The organism is Pseudomonas sp. NFACC24-1 (genome assembly GCF_900115235.1).
Lineage (GTDB): Bacteria > Pseudomonadota > Gammaproteobacteria > Pseudomonadales > Pseudomonadaceae > Aquipseudomonas > Aquipseudomonas fluorescens_AA.
Window position 1 is genome coordinate 18,721 of the sequence record NZ_FOVS01000042.1, and the last position, 16,127, is coordinate 34,847.

The 16,127-nt window shown below is 61.0% G+C and carries 19 protein-coding genes; 13 read left to right on the plus strand and 6 right to left on the minus strand.

From position 1 onward, the window contains the following. Positions 1-64: 64 nt before the first annotated feature. Both BM317_RS26635 and BM317_RS26640 read right to left on the minus strand, forming a co-directional pair. The gene (locus BM317_RS26635) at positions 65-820 is read right to left on the minus strand and encodes a UDP-2,3-diacylglucosamine diphosphatase (RefSeq protein WP_092476880.1); all 756 of its coding nucleotides are present in this window, start codon (positions 818-820) and stop codon (positions 65-67) included. Next, complete coding sequence (locus BM317_RS26640) at positions 817-1,320, minus strand: peptidylprolyl isomerase (protein ID WP_072405388.1); 504 nt, start codon at positions 1,318-1,320, stop codon at positions 817-819. The genes BM317_RS26635 and BM317_RS26640 overlap by 4 nt, the downstream gene beginning before the upstream one ends. Before the next feature lie 249 nt (positions 1,321-1,569). On the opposite strand from BM317_RS26640, the gene BM317_RS26645 reads away from it, so the two are divergent. The 3 genes from BM317_RS26645 to BM317_RS26655 all read left to right on the plus strand — a co-directional run bounded on the left by BM317_RS26645 (position 1,570) and on the right by BM317_RS26655 (position 5,476). Next, positions 1,570-3,270: a glutamine--tRNA ligase/YqeY domain fusion protein gene (locus BM317_RS26645; RefSeq protein WP_092175766.1), complete on the plus strand. Its 1,701-nt coding sequence runs from the start codon at positions 1,570-1,572 to the stop codon at positions 3,268-3,270. Between the two features lie 20 nt (positions 3,271-3,290). Next, positions 3,291-4,673, plus strand: a complete 1,383-nt coding sequence (cysS, locus tag BM317_RS26650; RefSeq protein WP_092175770.1) for a cysteine--tRNA ligase — start codon at positions 3,291-3,293, stop codon at positions 4,671-4,673. A gap of 347 nt (positions 4,674-5,020) precedes the next feature. After that, on the plus strand, positions 5,021-5,476 hold the full coding sequence (locus BM317_RS26655; protein ID WP_092175774.1) for a DUF2214 family protein: 456 nt from the start codon (positions 5,021-5,023) through the stop codon (positions 5,474-5,476). A 193-nt stretch (positions 5,477-5,669) separates the two neighbouring features. Here the strand turns inward: BM317_RS26655 and csrA are convergent, their stop codons facing one another. Beyond that, positions 5,670-5,864, minus strand: coding sequence for a carbon storage regulator CsrA (gene csrA, locus BM317_RS26660; protein ID WP_003179932.1), 195 nt, complete (start codon positions 5,862-5,864; stop codon positions 5,670-5,672). A gap of 247 nt (positions 5,865-6,111) precedes the next feature. Here csrA and BM317_RS26665 point away from each other — a divergent pair, with 247 nt between their 5' ends. Beyond that, positions 6,112-6,477 (plus strand): penicillin-binding protein activator LpoB, encoded by a 366-nt coding sequence (locus BM317_RS26665; protein WP_092175779.1) that lies wholly within the window; start codon positions 6,112-6,114, stop codon positions 6,475-6,477. Between the two features lie 156 nt (positions 6,478-6,633). Here BM317_RS26665 and BM317_RS26670 read toward each other — a convergent pair whose 3' ends face one another. Next, positions 6,634-7,323 (minus strand): endonuclease, encoded by a 690-nt coding sequence (locus BM317_RS26670; RefSeq protein ID WP_060738188.1) that lies wholly within the window; start codon positions 7,321-7,323, stop codon positions 6,634-6,636. Positions 7,324-7,328: 5 nt separating this feature from the next. After that, positions 7,329-7,628, minus strand: a complete 300-nt coding sequence (locus tag BM317_RS26675; RefSeq protein ID WP_053121397.1) for a DUF1654 domain-containing protein — start codon at positions 7,626-7,628, stop codon at positions 7,329-7,331. 205 nt (positions 7,629-7,833) lie between these two features. Here BM317_RS26675 and BM317_RS26680 point away from each other — a divergent pair, with 205 nt between their 5' ends. From BM317_RS26680 to BM317_RS26715, 8 genes are all read left to right on the plus strand, one after another. After that, entirely contained in the window at positions 7,834-8,286 is a 453-nt protein-coding gene (locus BM317_RS26680) for a hypothetical protein (protein WP_092476882.1), read from the plus strand. A 146-nt stretch (positions 8,287-8,432) separates the two neighbouring features. After that, entirely contained in the window at positions 8,433-9,392 is a 960-nt protein-coding gene (locus BM317_RS26685) for a sugar ABC transporter substrate-binding protein (RefSeq protein WP_060738186.1), read from the plus strand. A 55-nt stretch (positions 9,393-9,447) separates the two neighbouring features. Next, positions 9,448-11,001 carry a sugar ABC transporter ATP-binding protein gene (locus tag BM317_RS26690; protein ID WP_092175787.1) on the plus strand — a complete coding sequence of 518 codons (1,554 nt, stop codon included), beginning with the start codon at positions 9,448-9,450 and terminating at the stop codon, positions 10,999-11,001. Beyond that, positions 10,998-11,975: an ABC transporter permease gene (locus BM317_RS26695; protein ID WP_060738184.1), complete on the plus strand. Its 978-nt coding sequence runs from the start codon at positions 10,998-11,000 to the stop codon at positions 11,973-11,975. Before BM317_RS26690 ends, BM317_RS26695 begins: the two co-directional genes overlap by 4 nt. Positions 11,976-11,978: 3 nt before the next feature. Then, entirely contained in the window at positions 11,979-12,998 is a 1,020-nt protein-coding gene (locus BM317_RS26700; RefSeq protein ID WP_092175792.1) for a LacI family DNA-binding transcriptional regulator, read from the plus strand. Positions 12,999-13,021: 23 nt separating this feature from the next. After that, positions 13,022-13,936 (plus strand): ribokinase, encoded by a 915-nt coding sequence (rbsK, locus tag BM317_RS26705; protein WP_092476884.1) that lies wholly within the window; start codon positions 13,022-13,024, stop codon positions 13,934-13,936. After that, positions 13,933-14,337, plus strand: coding sequence for a D-ribose pyranase (gene rbsD / locus BM317_RS26710; protein ID WP_092476886.1), 405 nt, complete (start codon positions 13,933-13,935; stop codon positions 14,335-14,337). Before rbsK ends, rbsD begins: the two co-directional genes overlap by 4 nt. A 30-nt stretch (positions 14,338-14,367) precedes the next feature. Beyond that, positions 14,368-15,396, plus strand: coding sequence for a nucleoside hydrolase (locus tag BM317_RS26715; protein WP_072339745.1), 1,029 nt, complete (start codon positions 14,368-14,370; stop codon positions 15,394-15,396). A 46-nt stretch (positions 15,397-15,442) separates the two neighbouring features. Here BM317_RS26715 and BM317_RS26720 read toward each other — a convergent pair whose 3' ends face one another. Next, on the minus strand, positions 15,443-15,640 hold the full coding sequence (locus BM317_RS26720; RefSeq protein ID WP_072405216.1) for a hypothetical protein: 198 nt from the start codon (positions 15,638-15,640) through the stop codon (positions 15,443-15,445). A gap of 129 nt (positions 15,641-15,769) precedes the next feature. Here BM317_RS26720 and BM317_RS26725 point away from each other — a divergent pair, with 129 nt between their 5' ends. Then, positions 15,770-16,075 carry a hypothetical protein gene (locus tag BM317_RS26725; RefSeq protein WP_092476888.1) on the plus strand — a complete coding sequence of 102 codons (306 nt, stop codon included), beginning with the start codon at positions 15,770-15,772 and terminating at the stop codon, positions 16,073-16,075. Positions 16,076-16,127 lie beyond the last annotated feature (52 nt).

Sequence of the window (16,127 nt, forward strand, 5' to 3'; positions counted from 1 at the left end):
CAGTCAACTTTTATGTTGACTGAAACACCTCTATCGCGAGCAAGCTCGCTCCCACAGGGGGATCTCAGGTTGGGTGGGGGGCAGGCAGCTGCGGCGGCGGGGCGAACCCAAACGGCGCCAGCGCAAACCCCTGTTCATCCACCTGCAACGCCCAGCCTTGCTTGTCCCAATCCCCCAGCACGATGCGCCGGGCGGCGTGTTCGCCCAGTTGCAGCTTGTGGATGGCAGGGCGGTGGGTGTGGCCGTGGACCAGGATCTTCACCCCGTATTGCTGCATGATCCGCGGGATCTCTTCGGGCGTGACGTCGACGATGTCATTGGCTTTCATGCGTGTCTGCGTGCGGCTTTCGCTGCGCAGTTTGCGCGCCAGTTTCTGGCGGCTGCCCAGCGGCAGGTGCCGCAGGATGAACAGCGTCACCGGGTTGCGCAGCCAGCGCCGCAGCTTCATGTAGCCTTCGTCGCGGGTGCAGAGGCTGTCGCCGTGCATCAGCAGCACCGGCTCGCCATTGAGTTGCACGACACTCGGGTCCTTGAGCAGGGTGCAGCCGGCCGCTTTGCAAAAGACCTGCCCCAGCATGAAGTCGCGATTGCCGTGCATCAGGAAGATGGCCGTGCCGCTGTCGCTCAATTCGCGCAGGGCCTGGCAGATGGAACGCTGGAACGGCGTCATGGCATCGTCGCCGATCCAGGCTTCGAAAAAGTCGCCCAGAATGTACAACGCTTGCGCCGAGCGGGCGCGTGTGGCGAGTAAATCCAGAAACGCCCGGGTGATGTCCGGGCGCTCCTCTTCCAGATGCAAGTCTGAAATCAGCAGTATCACTCAATGATCTCGGCTTTCTCGATGATCACGTCGTCTGCCGGGACGTCCTGGTGGCCAGCCTTGGAAGTGGTGGCGACGCCCTTGATCTTGTCGACCACGTCGGTGCCTTCGATCACTTCACCGAACACCGCGTAGCCCCAGCCCTGTACGGTCTTGGCGCTGTGGTTCAGGAAGCTGTTGTCGGCCACGTTGATGAAGAACTGCGCGGAGGCCGAATGCGGCTCCATGGTACGGGCCATGGCAACGCTGTACTTTTTGTTCGGCAGGCCGTTGTCGGCTTCGTTCTGGATGCTCGGGCGCTTGTCTTTCTTTTCCTTCATGCCCGGTTCGAAGCCGCCGCCCTGGATCATGAAGTTGCCGATGACGCGGTGGAACACAGTGTTTTCGTAGTGGCCGGCGTTGACGTATTCGATGAAGTTGGCCACGGTCAGCGGCGCTTTCTCGGCGTTCAGTTGCAGAACGATGTCACCGAAGTTGGTGGTCAGTTTGACTTTGCTCATGGTCGGTACTCTTTCAAGGAATTCGTGGGTTTCGGGGCACAAACGCCCGCAACCGGTCTGGCTGCAATCGGCCAGGTTGGGCAGTTTAGCGTGCCGGGCACGAATTTCGAGGCTGTTTTTCATCTGGCCGGCGATTAAATTCAATCGTTTGCCGGCCTGGCCTGTCAGGTGCTTGACAGCATCGGCTATGATACGGGCTTTGATTTATCAGGCCGCACCCGGCCGCGCACTTGTCTGTTCAAGGATCCTATGAGCAAGCCCACTGTCGACCCTACCTCGAATTCCAAGACCGGCCCGGCCGTGCCGGTCAATTTCCTGCGCCCGATCATCCAGGCGGACCTGGACTCGGGTAAGCACACACAGATCGTCACTCGTTTCCCGCCGGAGCCCAACGGCTACCTGCACATCGGTCATGCCAAGTCGATCTGCGTGAATTTCGGCCTGGCCCAGGAGTTCGGCGGCGTCACGCACCTGCGTTTCGACGACACCAACCCGGCCAAGGAAGACCAGGAGTACATCGACGCGATCGAAAGCGACGTCAAGTGGCTGGGTTTCGAATGGTCCGGTGAGGTGCGCTACGCCTCGCAATATTTCGACCAGTTGCACGACTGGGCGGTGGAACTGATCAAGTCCGGCAACGCCTACGTGTGCGACCTGACCCCCGAGCAGGCCAAGGAGTACCGCGGCAGCCTGACCGAGCCGGGTAAGAACAGCCCGTTCCGTGAGCGCAGCGTGGAAGAGAACCTGGACCTGTTCGCTCGCATGCGCGCCGGTGAGTTCCCGGACGGCGCACGGGTGCTGCGTGCCAAGATCGACATGGCCTCGCCGAACATGAACCTGCGCGACCCGATCATGTACCGCATCCGTCACGCCCATCACCACCAGACCGGCGACAAATGGTGCATCTACCCCAACTATGACTTCACCCATGGTCAGTCGGACGCCATCGAGGGCATCACCCACTCGATCTGCACCCTGGAGTTCGAAAGCCATCGTCCGTTGTACGAGTGGTTCCTCAAGCACCTGCCCGTGCCGGCCACCCCGCGCCAGTACGAATTCAGCCGCTTGAACCTGAACTACACCATCACCAGCAAGCGCAAGCTCAAGCAACTGGTGGACGAGAAACACGTCAATGGCTGGGACGATCCGCGCATGTCCACGCTGTCGGGCTTCCGCCGCCGTGGCTACACGCCGGCGTCGATCCGCAACTTCTGCGAGATGATCGGCACCAACCGTTCCGACGGTGTGGTCGATTTCGGCATGCTCGAGTTCAGCATCCGTCAGGATCTGGACGCGAATGCCCCGCGCGCCATGTGCGTGTTGCGTCCGTTGAAGGTCGTGATCACCAACTACCCGCAAGACCAGGTCGAAAACCTCGAACTGCCGCGTCATCCGCAAAAAGAAGAACTCGGCGTGCGCAAACTGCCGTTCGCCCGTGAAATCTACATCGACCGCGATGACTTCATGGAAGAGCCGCCAAAAGGCTACAAGCGCCTGGAGCCGAACGGCGAAGTGCGCCTGCGCGGCAGCTACGTGATCCGTGCCGACGAAGCGATCAAGGACGCCGACGGCAACATCGTCGAGCTGCGTTGCTCGTACGATCCGGACACCCTGGGCAAGAACCCTGAGGGCCGCAAGGTCAAGGGCGTGATCCACTGGGTGCCGGCCGCTGCCAGCGTCGAGTGCGAAGTGCGCCTGTACGATCGCCTGTTCCGCTCTCCGAACCCGGAGAAGGCCGAAGACAGCGCGAGTTTCCTGGACAACATCAACCCTGACTCACTGCAAGTGCTGACCGGTTGTCGTGCTGAACCCTCGCTGGGCAATGCACAGCCGGAAGACCGTTTCCAGTTCGAGCGCGAAGGCTACTTCGTCGCGGATATCAAGGACTCGAAACCAGGCCAGCCGGTATTCAACCGTACCGTGACCCTGCGTGATTCGTGGGGCCAGTGATCAAGTCTTAAGGAAACACCGTGCTTACGATCTACAACACGCTCACCAAGAGCAAAGAAGTCTTCAAGCCGCTGGATGGCAACAAGGTGCGCATGTACGTCTGCGGGATGACCGTGTACGACTACTGCCACCTCGGCCATGGTCGCAGCATGGTCGCCTTCGACCTGGTGACCCGCTGGCTGCGGTTCAGCGGTTATGACCTGACCTACGTGCGCAACATCACTGACATCGACGACAAGATCATCAACCGCGCCAACGAGAACGGCGAGTCGTTCGAAGCGTTGACCGAGCGCATGATCGCCGCGATGCATGAAGATGAAGCGCGCCTGAACATCAAGAAGCCGGACATGGAGCCGCGTGCCACCGACCACATTCCGGGCATGCACGCGATGATCCAGACCTTGATCGACAAGGGCTTCGCCTACGCCCCGGGCAATGGCGACGTGTACTACCGCGTCGGCAAGTTCATGGGCTATGGCAAGCTGTCGCGCAAGAAGATCGAAGACCTGCGCATCGGTGCGCGGATCGAGGTCGACGAAGCCAAGGAAGATCCGCTGGACTTCGTTCTGTGGAAAGGCGTCAAGCCGGGCGAGCCGAGCTGGGAATCGCCATGGGGCGCCGGGCGTCCGGGCTGGCACATCGAATGCTCGGTGATGTCCACCTGCTGCCTGGGGGAGACGTTCGACATTCATGGCGGCGGCAGCGACCTGGAGTTCCCGCACCACGAAAACGAAATCGCCCAGAGCGAAGCGGCCACCGGCAAGACCTACGCCAACGCGTGGATGCATTGCGGCATGATCCGGATCAACGGCGAGAAGATGTCCAAGTCCTTGAACAACTTCTTCACCATCCGCGACGTGCTCGACAAGTACCACCCGGAAGTCGTGCGTTACTTGTTGGTGTCGAGCCACTATCGCAGCGCCATCAACTACTCGGAAGACAACCTCAAGGACGCCAAGGGCGCCCTGGAGCGTTTCTATCATGCCTTGAAGGGCCTGCCCGCCGTGCCGCCTGCCGGTGGCGAAGCGTTCGTGGCGCGTTTCACCGAAGTAATGAACGACGACTTCGGCACGCCGGAAGCCTGCGCGGTGCTGTTCGAGATGGTGCGTGAGATCAACCGCCTGCGTGAGAGCGATCTCAATGCCGCGGCTGGCCTGGCGGCCCGCCTGAAAGAACTGGCCAGCGTGCTGGGTGTGTTGCAGCTCGAAGCCGATGACTTCCTGCAGGCCGGTGCCGCAGGCCGTGTGGACGCCGCCGAGGTGGAGGCATTGATCCAGGCACGCCTGGCTGCCCGGGCCAATAAGAATTGGGCCGAATCCGACCGCATCCGCGACCAGCTCACCGCCATGGGCGTGGTGCTGGAAGACGGGAAGGGCGGGACGACCTGGCGATTGGCGGACTGAGTCAACCCGAGTCCATGTGGGAGCGGGCTTGCTCGCGAAAGCGGTGTCTCTGTCACTGAGATGTTGAATAAGCCGCCGTCTTCGTGGGCAAGCCCGCTCCCACAGGGCCAGTGGCGTTCATCCAATTGTGGGAGCGAGCTTGCTCGCGATAGCGTCGAATCAGTCAACGATAATGTTGAATGAAAGATTGCCATCGCGAGCAAGCTCGCTCCCACAGTTTTTTGAGCGGTCCACAGGCATCGCATACATTGAAGATCCCACAATTTTTTGTGCTCAGCCTGGCAATCATTCCTTCATGAGCTAGTACTGTCTGGTCGATTCGACGTTCCCACTGTCAGGAGTCTTCCATGTTGGCTCATTGGTCGCTTGCGGCAATTCATCTGCTGGCGTTCGCCCTAGGGTTCTGGGCGGTGCTGACGCGCGGCACGGCGCTAAGGCGCCTGGCAGGCGGTGTGGATGCGATACGGGGTGTCTTGGTCGCTGACAACCTGTGGGGCCTGTCGGCCCTGGTGCTGTTGGTAACCGGTGGGATGCGCGCTTTCGGCGGGTATGAAAAAGGCACGGATTACTACCTGCATCAACCGCTTTTTCACTTGAAGATGACGTTGTTGCTGCTGATTCTGCTGCTAGAGATCGTACCGATGATCGCCCTGATCAAATGGCGAATGGCACTGGGCAAAGGGAGGGCGATCGATCCTTCGAAAGCCGGCCGACTTGCACGGATCAGCCACATCGAAGCCTTGTTGCTGATCTTGATGGTCGTCGCCGCCACAGGCATGGCGCGCGGCGTGGGCTTGGGCTGACCGGCCGCGAACGCCTGCTTCGTCATCATTAAAACGAAACGTCTGACAGCCATGCCAAGCGCCATGCCATTAGTATCGATTCACGGGCGGGGCGAAAGAAGGCGGGGTGGGGCAGGGTGCGGCGCAGTCGGCCAGAATCTTTAGCCAGCCATTGCGACGATGCAAACGGGCTGGCTGCGGACTGCTGCAATGTTCAGGGAGTTTGCGGCTTGTCAGGGGCGGTAAGGCCGGCCTGAATACGCTGATAGATCTCTTCACGATGCACCGCAACGTTTTTCGGGGCGTTGATGCCGATCCGTACTTGTTGGCCGCTAACGCCCAGAATGGTGATCGTGATGTCGTCACCAATGTTTATGCTTTCACCGACTTTGCGGGTGAGTATCAGCATGGTGTTCTCCTTGATTGCTTTATAGGGCACCTGATTCAGACAGTGCAGATGTCGGTACTGCTTATAGATTAGTGCTAAGTGTCACAATGTGGGTGCCTCTTTCTGACGTGCAGATGCAGCATTAATTCCCAGGGTGCGACTATACAGAGACGCCGGGCAGGATTCTCGTGTTTTGAGCATTGTTTGCGGCGATCTTGACGGGCACGGGTGCTAAAATCCGTGCCTCATGTCTTCCAGGGGAAACGTTGTGCGTAAATTGGCTTGGGTTATCGCGGTATTGGTGCTGGCAGGATGCGGTGAAGGGCGTGACGTCGAAGCTGCGAAACCGAAAGCCGCCGCGACCTCCGCACCGGCCGTCGCTGCCGCGCCGCAGTGGGCCGTCGAGGTTCGTGGCGAGACACCGCAGGCTGTCAGCGACCTGACCGGTTGGCTCATCGAGCACAGCTTCATGTCGAACGTGGTGCGGGAGAACGGCAAGGAGCGCGTCCTGGTCGGCCCTTTCAGTTCCGAGGCCGAAGCCCAAGCCAAGCAGGAACAGGTCATGGCCGCCCTGGTCCGGGCAAAGAAGCGCAACATCGAGACGTTGGTGGTGGATTACCCGACGGCTCAATAATCGGGCAGCCCAAAAAATCAGCCAAGGCCCAAAACCTGTGGGAGCGAGCTTGCTCGCGATAGGGACATGTCAGTCAACATCAACGTTGGCTGATCCACCGCTATCGCGAGCAAGCTCGCGCCCACAGTTGGTTTTGTGCTGTTCACAAGTGCGAGGTCAACCGCAGGCCTTCATGTCCACCGGTCCCACGAACTCGTTCCCACGTCCCATGACGCACGCCACGCTCTGGTTGCGCTGACGTTCCCAGCTTTCGACCGGGTAGGTCTTGTCCCAGGCTTCATACAGGCGCCGGTCCTGTTTCGACAGGCGCAGGCCATATTGCTTGCTCATGTAGAAATAGGTCCGGGCGATCATCCCCCGGATGGAGGGGCGGGGCATGACTTTCTTTGCCTTGAAATCCACCTGGGTCAGGCATGAGCCGTATTGGCCCTTTTGCTCCGGCAGCCAGCCGAAACTGAAATTGCTGCGATCGCCATTCACTTCCCCGATGCTGGGCACCAGGTTGTGCAGGTCGGCCTCGGCCCGTTGATAGACTGGATCATAGCGGGTGCAGTTCTTGCGACCGCCTTCTTGCCAGCATTGACGCTGATGGCCGATCTGCCAGGCCGGGACAATATGCTCCCACTCGATGCGGGCGGCACGGCTGGCATTCTTGCGCGGTACGTAACCGCAGGCGGCCAGGTTCACGCGATTGCCGGTGTACTTACAGCCGCAGTAGAACTCGGTGGATTGCGGGGCGTAGAGTTTCCAGGCGATTTTCTTGGCTTCGTTGAAGGTGCGCGGGGCACCGGCCTGTGCGCCCATGGCGATGAACACAAGCAAAAAAGCTAAACAGCGAACACTCATCAGGCTCAATCTTCCTTCGGCACAACCCAGAAAACCTGCACACCACCATCGTCGCGATAGGCGAGGGTCACGTTGTCGTTCTCGTCGATCTCTTCCAAGAGGCGCTCCCACTCATCCACCGGCTCGTCGGGTAGGCGGAAGATCAGGGCGGCCTTGGCTTTTTGCGCGGTGGGGGCGTTGATGATTTTCGAGACCCGGAGGCCGAGTCGTGTATAGGAATCTAAGGGGGTGGTTGCAGCGGAGGGGGTGGCCACAGGATTATCCTTATTAAGCTGTACGGGCATACAGTATTTAACCGTAGGCATTTACGCAACTACTTAAAATTCAAGAAGATCGTCTGACAGCGCTTTTTTCGTTTTGGTGTGGGAAAAAGGAATTTTTTATAGGCTGATGTACACAGGCGTTACCCGCTCAGGGTGACGAAGCTATCGATAGGTTTCAGTGGGCGCTCAAGAAACGGCTTCGGCGGGCGATGACCTTCGTAGGAATCCCCCTTCATGGAGTTTTGACATGTCGTTTTCCATCGGCTTTCCCAATGCGGCAGCGGTGACCATCGGTGGAAAATCCGCCGCCACCCTGAAGGCTTTGAGCGAGGCAGAAGACCAGGCCGCCGATGAGGCCTTGGGTACAACGCAAACCTCGGGCAAGGTCCGCACGGGCATGGGCGCCGGCGCTGAAGCAACCGACCAGGCGCAGGAGGGCGGTAGCACCCAGAGCGTGGCGGTCCAGGTGCTGCTCAAGCGGATGCAAGAGCTTCAGCAGCAACTCAGGGAGCAGCAACAGCAACTGGCTGCTGCACAGGCACGCAACTATGCCACGGAGGAAGCCAAGACTTCGGCGGTCATGGCAGTCCAGGGACAGATCGCCGACACCAGTGGCGCTTTGCTGGAAGTCACTGGTCACTTGGTCACGGAGTTGTCCAAGGGCAGCGGTTCGGGTTCGGTGGTCAATACGACGGCCTGAGCTTCTACGTTGAGCTGCGACGTAGCGGATCAAACCGCAACGTTGACAAATCTGCGAAGCCTTACCATAGTTCACTTCACGCAAACGTTTGCGCGGCATTCCGTGCATTGATTTGCTCACAATAATCATAAGATCGGAGTGAACCCATGAAGTTGCCATTCGCTGGACGCCTTCTCGCTGTTGCCATGCTTGCGGCCGCATCCGCTGCGCTGCCTATCTCCTCGGCATTCGCCCAGACCGCAGAAAAGCCCAAGGTTGCCCTGGTCATGAAATCCCTGGCCAACGAATTCTTCCTGACCATGGAAGACGGCGCCAAGGCTTATCAGAAGGAACACTCCGCCGATTTCGACCTGATCTCCAACGGGATCAAGGATGAAACCGACACCGCCAACCAGATCCGCATCGTCGAGCAGATGATCGTGTCCAAGGTCGATGCCCTGATCATCGCGCCAGCGGACTCCAAGGCCATGGTGCCGGTGATCAAGAAAGCCGTGGATGCCGGCATCACGGTCATCAACATCGATAACCAACTCGATCCGGCCGTGGTCAAGAGCAAGAACATCAATGTGCCGTTCGTAGGCCCCGACAACCGCAAGGGCGCGCGGTTGGTGGGCGAGTACCTGGCCAAGCAACTCAAGGCCGGTGACGAAGTCGGCATCATCGAAGGTGTCTCCACCACCACCAACGCCCAGGCACGCACCGCGGGCTTCAAGGATGCGATGGAGGCGGCGCAGGTCAAGGTCGTGTCCTTGCAATCCGGCGACTGGGAAATCAACAAGGGCAACCAGGTTGCCGCGTCGATGCTCAGCGAATACCCGAACATCAAGGCACTGCTGGCCGGTAACGACAGCATGGCGGTCGGTGCCGTATCGGCCGTGCGCGCGGCGGGCAAGGCCGGCAAAGTGCAGGTGGTCGGCTACGACAACATCAACGCCATCAAGCCAATGCTCAAGGACGGTCGTGTCCTGGCGACGGCCGACCAGTTCGCCGCCAAGCAGGCCGTGTTCGGCATCGAAACAGCGCTGAAGATGCTCAAGGGCGAAAAAGTCGACAGCGGTACCAACGGCGTTATCGAAACTCCGGTCGAGCTGGTGACCAAGCCGTAATCCTGGCGACACAACGGTGCTCGCCCATCCGGGCGAGCGCATTGGAGAGTTTGTTATGTCCGTTCGCGACCCGAACGCTGTCCTGTGCGTCAGCGGTATCGGCAAGACCTATGCCCAGCCGGTACTGACCGATATCAACCTGACGTTGATGCGCGGTGAAGTGCTGGCGCTGACCGGTGAAAATGGCGCCGGCAAAAGCACCCTGTCCAAGATCATCGGCGGGCTGGTGACGCCGACGACCGGGCAGATGCAATTTCAGGGGCAGGATTATCGTCCTGGCAGCCGGACCCAGGCTGAAGAGCTGGGCGTGCGCATGGTGATGCAGGAACTCAACCTGCTGCCGACCTTGTCCGTGGCTGAAAACCTGTTCCTCGACAACCTGCCCAGCCACGGCGGCTGGATCAGTCGCAAGCAATTGCGCAAGGCGGCTATCGAGGCCATGGCCCAGGTGGGGCTCGATGCGATCGATCCCGACACGCTGGTCGGCGAGCTGGGGATCGGTCACCAACAGATGGTCGAGATCGCCCGCAACCTGATTGGCGATTGCCATGTGCTGATTCTCGATGAGCCGACCGCCATGCTGACGGCCCGCGAAGTCGAAATGCTCTTTGAGCAGATCACCCGCTTGCAGGCGCGTGGCGTGGCGATCATCTACATTTCCCATCGCCTCGAAGAACTGGCACGGGTCGCCCAGCGCATTGCGGTACTGCGCGATGGCAACCTGGTCTGCGTCGAGCCGATGGCCAACTACGACAGCGAGCAACTGGTGACCCTGATGGTCGGCCGGGAGCTGGGCGAGCATATCGACCTTGGCCCCCGCCAGATCGGCGCGCCGGCGTTGACCGTTAAAGGCCTGACCCGTTCCGACAAGGTCCGCGACGTGTCCTTCGAAGTCCGCAGTGGCGAGATCTTCGGCATCTCTGGCCTGATCGGGGCAGGGCGCACCGAACTGTTGCGGCTGATCTTCGGTGCCGATCCGGCCGACAGCGGCACGGTGGCGTTGGGTTCGCCAGCCCAGGTCGTGAGCATTCGCTCGCCGTCCGATGCGGTGGCCCATGGCATCGCGTTGATCACCGAAGACCGCAAGGGCGAAGGCTTGCTGCTGACGCAGTCCATCGCCGCCAACATTGCCCTGGGTAACATGCCGGAGATTTCCAGTGCCGGCCTGGTCAACGGCAGCGCCGAACTGGCCTTGGCGCAGCGCCAGGTCGATGCCATGCGCATCCGCAGCTCCAGCCCGACCCAGTTGGTGTCCGAGCTGTCGGGCGGCAACCAGCAGAAGGTCGTGATCGGTCGTTGGCTCGAACGCGATTGTGCGGTCATGCTGTTCGACGAGCCGACCCGTGGCATCGACGTCGGCGCCAAATTCGACATTTATGCGCTGCTCGGCGAGCTGACTCGCCAGGGCAAGGCGCTGGTCGTGGTGTCCAGTGATCTGCGGGAACTGATGTTGATCTGCGACCGAATCGGCGTGCTGTCCGCCGGGCGCCTGATCGACACCTTCGAGCGCGACAGCTGGACCCAGGATGACTTGCTTGCCGCCGCATTCGCCGGCTACCAGAAACGTGATGCGTTGCTCAACGAAGCAGCGCCTAGGGATTTTTCATGAAAACCGCATCTGCCGTCGGCAAATCGAGTGGCAACTTCTATGGCCTCGGGACCTACCTGGGCCTGGCTGGCGCACTGCTGGCCATGGTCGCGCTGTTCTCAACCCTGAGCAGCCACTTCCTGTCCTATGACACGTTCAGCACCTTGGCCAACCAGATCCCCGACCTGATGGTGTTGGCGGTCGGCATGACGTTCATCCTGATCATCGGTGGCATCGACCTGTCGGTGGGTTCGGTGCTGGCACTGGCGGCCTCGACGGTCAGCGTGGCCGTGCTCGGCTGGGGCTGGAGTGTCTGGCCATCGGCCTTGCTCGGCATGGCCGTGGCGGCGCTGGCGGGTACGGTCACTGGTTCGATCACCGTTGCCTGGCGGATTCCATCGTTCATCGTCTCCCTCGGCGTGCTGGAAATGGCCCGGGGCCTGGCGTACCAGATGACCGGATCCCGGACCGCCTACATCGGCGACTCGTTCGCCTGGCTGTCCAACCCCATCGCCTTTGGCATCTCGCCTTCGTTCATCATCGCCTTGCTGGTGATCTTCATTGCCCAGGCGGTGCTGACCCGCACGGTGTTCGGTCGCTACCTGATCGGCATCGGCACCAATGAAGAAGCCGTGCGCCTGGCCGGCATCAATCCAAAACCCTACAAGATCCTGGTGTTCAGCCTGATGGGCTTGCTGGCCGGCGTGGCGGCGTTGTTCCAGATTTCCCGCCTGGAGGCCGCGGACCCGAACGCCGGCTCGGGGCTGGAACTGCAGGTGATCGCGGCGGTGGTCATCGGCGGAACCAGCCTGATGGGTGGGCGCGGCTCGGTCATCAGTACCTTCTTTGGTGTGTTGATTATCTCCGTGCTGGCGGCGGGCCTGGCGCAGATCGGCGCTACCGAGCCGACCAAGCGCATCATCACCGGCGCGGTGATCGTGGTGGCGGTCGTGCTCGATACCTATCGCAGTCAGCGCGCCAGTCGGCGGGGCTGAACCATGGCGACGATCAAGGATGTAGCAGCGCTCGCGGGGATTTCCTACACCACGGTGTCCCACGTGGTAAACAAGACGCGGCCGGTCAGCGAAGAGGTGCGGCTCAAGGTCGAGGCGGCCATCGAGCGCCTGGACTATGTGCCCAGCGCCGTGGCCCGTTCGCTCAAGGCCAAGACCACGGCGACCATCGGCCTGTTGGTGCCCAACAGCCTCAACCCTTACTTTGCCGAGTTGGCCCGGGGCATCGAGGATTACTGTGAGCGCAACGGCTATTGCGTGATCCTGTGCAACTCCGACGACAACCCGGACAAACAACGCAGCTACCTGCGGGTGCTGTTGGAAAAACGCATCGATGGCCTGATCTTCGCGTCCGCCGGAGGCGATGTCGGCCTGGCCGAGGGCCTGGCCAGCGTACGCACGCCCATGGTCATCGTCGACCGCGGGCTCGATGGCGTCGACGCGGACCTGGTGCGCATCGATCATGAATACGGCGCCTACCTGGCGACCCGGCACCTGCTGGAGTTGGGTCACCACGACATCGCCTTCATCGGCGGCCCGGCCGATACCAGCGTGGCGCAGATGCGCCTGGCCGGTTACTGCCGGGCGCTGAAAGAGGCCGGGATCGAGCTGCCCGTCGAGCGCATGCTCGAAAGCGATTTCACCAGTACCGGCGGTTACCGCGCTGCTGCGCAACTGCTTGAACAGCTGCCGCCCAGCGCGATCTTCGCGGCCAACGACATGATCGGCATCGGTGTGCTGCGCGCTGCGGCTGAACGCAACGTGCGCGTGCCCAGCGAACTGTCGGTCATCGGTTTCGATGACATCCAGATGAGCCGCTATGTCTACCCGGCGTTGACCACGGTGGGGCAGTCGATCCTGCAGCTCGGGGAGATGGCGGCCGAAGTGCTGCTGCGGCGTATCGCTACGCCGGGCCTTGCCACCGACCAGCGGATCGTGACGCCGAGTATTGTCTTGCGAGAGTCGACTGCACCGCTGTCCGGTACATTCGCCCAATACCGCTGAACCGAATTGACGAGTAGTGATGTATGCCAGCAAAAGTAGTGGTAATAGGCAGTCTGAACATGGACCTGGTGACCCGGGCGCCGCGCTTGCCCCGTGGCGGTGAAACGCTGATCGGCGAGTCGTTCGCCACCATCCCGGGTGGCAAGGGCGCCAACCAGGCGGTAGCCGCCGCGCGCCTGGGGGCGCAGGTGTCGATGGTCGGCTGCGTGGGCGACGATGCCTATGGCGAACAATTGCGCGGCGCGTTGCTGGCCGAGGGCATCGACTGCCAGGCGGTCCTCGTGGAGGAGGGTTCCAGCGGTGTGGCGCTGATTGTCGTCGATGACAACAGCCAGAATGCGATCGTTATCGTCGCCGGTGCCAACGGAGCGCTCACTGCCCAGGTCCTGGACGGTGTCGATGACGTGCTGCAAAGCGCCGATGTCATCATCTGTCAGCTCGAAGTGCCGGATGCCACCGTCGGCCATGCCCTCAAGCGCGGACGTGAGTTGGGCAAGATCGTCATCCTCAACCCGGCACCGGCTTCCCATACGTTGCCCGCCGACTGGTACGCCTGCGTCGACTACCTGATTCCCAATGAAAGCGAAGCAGCGGTGCTGAGCGGGCTGGCGGTGGATTCCCTGGAAACCGCGGAGGCCGCCGCCGCGCATTTGATCGCCGCCGGTGCCGGCAAGGTGATCGTCACCCTGGGGGCCCAGGGGCTGATGTTTGCCAACGGCGCCAGCTTCGAGCATTTCCCGGCCCCGCGGGTCAAGGCAGTGGACACCACGGCCGCCGGAGATACCTTTGTCGGAGGCTTCGCGGCAGCCTTGGCCAGCGGCAAAAGCGAGGTCGATGCGATTCGTTTCGGCCAGGTCGCCGCCGCGCTGTCGGTCACCCGCGCCGGCGCGCAACCTTCAATCCCCACGTTGCTGGAAGTACAGGCTTTCAAATCATGAAAAAGACGCCGTTATTGAATGTGGCACTGTCCCGACTGATCGCTTCCCTCGGCCATGGCGACAAGGTGGTCATCGGTGATGCCGGCCTGCCCGTGCCGCCCCAGGTCGAATTGATCGACCTGGCCTTGACCCATGGCATTCCTGATTTTGTCAGCACCTTGAAGGTGGTGCTCAGCGAAATGCAGGTGGAAAGCCATGTCCTGGCCGAGGAAATCCTCGATAAGCAGCCGTTGGCTCTGACAACCCTGGAGACATTGAATGCCGAGGGGGCGTTGGGTGAGCGGGCGTTGGTCAGCCATGAGCAATTCAAGGTTATCAGCCGACAGGCGCGGGCGATCATTCGCACAGGCGAATGCTCGCCATACTGCAATATCGTGCTGGTCGCTGGAGTGACGTTCTAACCCTGTTCAACCCTGCACAAGGAGTGCGCTATGCACCGCTATGCTGAGAAAATGCATCAACTGATCCGGAGTCTGCTGCTTTTGTCATTGATCACTGCAACGAGCGCCCAGGCGGCGGAAAAGATCGACCTGATCATCGACACCGACCCAGGCGCCGACGACGTGGTGGCGCTGCTGTTCGCCCTGGCGTCGCCCGAGGAGCTGCATATCCGTGCGCTGACCACCGTCGCCGGCAATGTGCGCCTGGACAAGACCTCGCGCAACGCTCGCCTGGCCCGTGAGTGGGCGGGGCGCGAAGACGTGCCGGTCTATGCCGGTGCGCCGAAACCCTTGATGCGCACGCCCATCTACGCAGAGAACATCCATGGCAAGGAAGGCCTGTCGGGTGTCACAGTGCACGAGCCGAAGAAAGGGCTGGCCGAAGGCAATGCCGTCAACTACCTGATCGACACGCTGAAGGCGGCCAAGCCCCACAGCATCACTATTGCCATGCTGGGGCCGCAGACCAACCTGGCACTGGCGTTGGTCCAGGAACCGGACATTGTCCAGGGCATCAAGGAAGTGGTGATCATGGGCGGTGCGCACTTCAACGGCGGCAATATCACGCCGGTGGCCGAGTTCAATCTGTTCGCCGATCCGCAGGCGGCCGAGGTGGTGGCCAAGAGCGGCGTGAAGCTGACCTACCTGCCGTTGGACGTGACCCACAAGATTCTCACCAGCGAGGCACGCCTGAAGCAGATCGCGGCGCTGAACAACAATGCCAGCAAGCTGGTGGGCGATATCCTCAACGAATACGTCAAGGGCGACATGGAGCACTACGGCATGACGGGCGGGCCGGTGCATGACGCGACCGTGATTGCCTACCTGCTCAAGCCGCAATTGTTCACCGGCCGTTCAGTCAATGTCGTCGTGGACAGTCGCGAGGGCCCGACGTTCGGGCAGACCATCGTCGACTGGTACGATGGCCTGAAGGCGCCGAAGAACGCGTTCTGGGTGGAAAACGGTGACGCCCAAGGGTTCTTTGACCTGCTGACCGAGCGCCTGGCGCGCCTGAAGTAATCTGCCTGGCATAGCGCCCCCAGGCTGGACCTGCGGGGCGCGTGCCTCAATCCACGGCGTCGACGATGCTCGGGTAGCGCTCGAATGTCTGCTGGATGAAGTTGCGGGCGACTTCTATCCCCAACTCTTTCACCAACAATTCTATGCAGATGATTGCCAGCTCCTCCGGGCTGCCCGGGCTATAGGAGCTGTGGCCCTCCGACCATTTGGCATTGATGGTGGCTTCGATACTGACGGTGCTCATGGTCGGGCTCGCGAGTTGGAGGTCTGTAGGCTGAGTTAAACATTTTTGCCCGGGATTTGGCACTGCGACTTAGGCATTGGGGGAGGGCTGTGCGACACTTGTTCCTTTATTTTTCAAAGGAGCTTCGCCGTGCAGATAGATTTGAACGCTCCTGGTGGCCTGACCGTCGAGGCGGTTCGTCAATTGCTGGCCTCGGCCAGTGACGACGACCATACCCAGCTGCGCGTGACCAAGGACGGCATCGCCTACTTGTCCTCGGGTGTGGTCGGTGGCGTTGACATCGAGGGTTTGCGGTTTCGGCTCGAAACTTGGGCGAAGGGCTCGGGGTACGTCGGCCGGGTCGCTGCCAGTGACGAGGTCTGGGTCATGCAGATCTACAATGCGCTGAAGGACAACTGGCCCAATCCGCCCTTCGATTACATTGACGTTTATTGAGCTGCGTTCATATCCAGTCACGATTCAGGCCTGAACACCGGGAACGGGCTCA

Bases quoted from the DNA above. Each gene is read 5' to 3' on its own strand.
- BM317_RS26640 (WP_072405388.1), bottom strand. From the start codon at position 1,320: ATGAGCAAAGTCAAACTGACCACCAACTTCGGTGACATCGTTCTGCAA.
- BM317_RS26645 (WP_092175766.1), top strand. From the start codon at position 1,570: ATGAGCAAGCCCACTGTCGACCCTACCTCGAATTCCAAGACCGGCCCG.
- BM317_RS26655 (WP_092175774.1), top strand. From the start codon at position 5,021: ATGTTGGCTCATTGGTCGCTTGCGGCAATTCATCTGCTGGCGTTCGCC.
- csrA (WP_003179932.1), bottom strand. From the start codon at position 5,864: ATGCTGATACTCACCCGCAAAGTCGGTGAAAGCATAAACATTGGTGAC.
- BM317_RS26670 (WP_060738188.1), bottom strand. From the start codon at position 7,323: ATGAGTGTTCGCTGTTTAGCTTTTTTGCTTGTGTTCATCGCCATGGGC.
- BM317_RS26675 (WP_053121397.1), bottom strand. From the start codon at position 7,628: ATGCCTACGGTTAAATACTGTATGCCCGTACAGCTTAATAAGGATAAT.
- BM317_RS26680 (WP_092476882.1), top strand. From the start codon at position 7,834: ATGTCGTTTTCCATCGGCTTTCCCAATGCGGCAGCGGTGACCATCGGT.
- BM317_RS26685 (WP_060738186.1), top strand. From the start codon at position 8,433: ATGAAGTTGCCATTCGCTGGACGCCTTCTCGCTGTTGCCATGCTTGCG.
- BM317_RS26690 (WP_092175787.1), top strand. From the start codon at position 9,448: ATGTCCGTTCGCGACCCGAACGCTGTCCTGTGCGTCAGCGGTATCGGC.
- BM317_RS26695 (WP_060738184.1), top strand. From the start codon at position 10,998: ATGAAAACCGCATCTGCCGTCGGCAAATCGAGTGGCAACTTCTATGGC.
- BM317_RS26700 (WP_092175792.1), top strand. From the start codon at position 11,979: ATGGCGACGATCAAGGATGTAGCAGCGCTCGCGGGGATTTCCTACACC.
- rbsK (WP_092476884.1), top strand. From the start codon at position 13,022: ATGCCAGCAAAAGTAGTGGTAATAGGCAGTCTGAACATGGACCTGGTG.
- rbsD (WP_092476886.1), top strand. From the start codon at position 13,933: ATGAAAAAGACGCCGTTATTGAATGTGGCACTGTCCCGACTGATCGCT.
- BM317_RS26715 (WP_072339745.1), top strand. From the start codon at position 14,368: ATGCACCGCTATGCTGAGAAAATGCATCAACTGATCCGGAGTCTGCTG.
- BM317_RS26720 (WP_072405216.1), bottom strand. From the start codon at position 15,640: ATGAGCACCGTCAGTATCGAAGCCACCATCAATGCCAAATGGTCGGAG.